The sequence below is a fragment of the Kitasatospora sp. NRRL B-11411 genome, from assembly GCF_000721345.1.
GTDB lineage: Bacteria > Actinomycetota > Actinomycetes > Streptomycetales > Streptomycetaceae > Kitasatospora > Kitasatospora cineracea.
On record NZ_JOGH01000266.1, the window covers coordinates 1 to 1,713 of the forward strand.

2 protein-coding genes are annotated in these 1,713 nt (G+C 76.5%); both read left to right on the forward strand.

Going from position 1 to position 1,713, the window contains the following annotated elements; genetic code table 11:
- Window positions 1-198: 198 nt before the first annotated feature.
- Window positions 199-1,011: an MBL fold metallo-hydrolase gene (locus IH44_RS0139790; protein WP_051818336.1), complete on the forward strand. Its 813-nt coding sequence runs from the start codon at window positions 199-201 to the stop codon at window positions 1,009-1,011.
- 76 nt (window positions 1,012-1,087) lie between these two features.
- Window positions 1,088-1,681 (forward strand): TetR/AcrR family transcriptional regulator, encoded by a 594-nt coding sequence (locus tag IH44_RS0139795; RefSeq protein WP_232795279.1) that lies wholly within the window; start codon window positions 1,088-1,090, stop codon window positions 1,679-1,681.
- The last annotated feature ends 32 nt before the right edge of the window (window positions 1,682-1,713 follow it).

Here is a 1,713-nt window from a genome sequence, read left to right on the forward strand (position 1 = left end):
CCTCCGAACCCCACGCCCCCAACCCACCGCAAGCGAACCGCCTCGCACGCGCCACCACGCCCCCGCCTCACCCGCCTCACCTGCCTCAGGCGACCCGCCCGCACCCCCCACCGCAGGCGCGTCTCGTCCCGCATGCGCCCACCGCCCTCCCGGCGGACCCTGGTGAAAGGGCTGTCCCCGGTTGGAGGAGGTGGCGCGATGCATCCGTTGGAGTTCCGCGTGGTGGATCTTCCCGGGGCCTCGCTGCACACGACCGCGGTGCTGGTGCTCGGGCAGCACCGGGCGGTGCTGGTCGGTGCAGGGTTGCGGTTGTCGGACGGACGCCGGCTGGTCCGGGAGGTGGAGCGCTCGGGGCGCCGGCTGGGCGCCGTCCTGGTGCCGCACCACGCGCCGGAGTGGTGGCTGGCGGCGGAGGTGCTGCGGGACGCGTTCCCCGAGGCCCGGCTGCTGGCTCCGGCCCCGGTGCGGGCCCGGATCGAGGACGACTACCCGGCCATCCGCGCCGAGTGGGCAGGTCTCGGGGAGGAACTCCCGTCCCGCCTGGTCGCGTTGGAGCCGCTGGAGGGCGACGCCGTCGAGCTGGAGGACCGCCGGCTGGAGCTGCGCGGGGCGTCCCTGGGGCTGCCGGACCACCACTACCTGTGGGAGCACCGGAGCCGGACGCTGCTGGGCGGGCCGCTGCTGTGGCAGGACGTGCACCCGTGGCTGGCCGAGGTCCCGCAGGCCGCCCAGCGCGAGGCGTGGATCGGTCTGCTCGACGAGATGGCCGACCTGGAGCCCCTGCGCACGGTCGCCGGCCACCGCCACCTGACCACGCCGGCCACCGCCCCGCCGCCCGACCCGGTCGCCTGGACCGGCGACTACCTGCGCGCGTTCGCCACCGAGCTGGGCAAGCCGGTCGGCCCGGACGAGGTCGCGGCCGCCCTGCTGCACCGCTACCCGTCGGCCGCGCTGCCGTCCGCCGTCGGCCCGGCCGTCCGGACCGCCCGGGAGGAACCGGCCGCCGCCTGAAGCACCCTGACGGCCCGTCACCACGCCCCGGCCCCGCCCTTCCCCGCTGTACCTACTGGTATGTACAGTGCTGCCCGTGAACGTACGGAACGACATCGCACCCCCGCCCGCCCCCACCGCGGACCGCCTGGTCGAGGCCACCCGCGAACTCCTCTGGGAACGCGGTTACACCGGCACCAGTCCCAAAGCCATCCAGCAGCGCGCGGGCGCCGGGCAGGGCAGCATGTACCACCACTTCACCGGCAAGCCGGACCTCGCGCTGGCCGCGATCACCCGCACCGCCGAGGAGCTGCGCGCCCTCGCCGACGGGCTGCTGTCCGGCCCGGGCACCGCCGTCGAACGGGTCACCGCCTACCTGCGCCGCGAGCGCGACGTGCTGCGCGGCTGCCCGGTCGGGCGGCTCACCCAGGACCCGGAGGTGATGGCCGACCCGGTCCTGCGCGCCCCGGTCGAACAGACCCTCGGCTGGCTGCGCGGCCGCCTCGCGGAGGTCCTCGCCGAGGGCCGGGCGAACGGGGAGCTCCCGCCGTCCGTCGACCCGTCCGGCACCGCCGCGACCGTGGTCGCCGTCCTCCAGGGCGGCTACGTCCTGGCCCGCGCGGCCGGCGACACCGCCCCCTTCGACCAGGCGGTCACCGGCCTGATCACCCTCCTCGCCCCACCCGCCTGAAGCCCCGGCCCGAAACCCGCCCGCCCCAAGCC

Excerpts from the sequence above, each read along its gene's own strand:
- IH44_RS0139790 (WP_051818336.1), top strand. The coding sequence starts at position 199 with ATGCATCCGTTGGAGTTCCGCGTGGTGGATCTTCCCGGGGCCTCGCTG.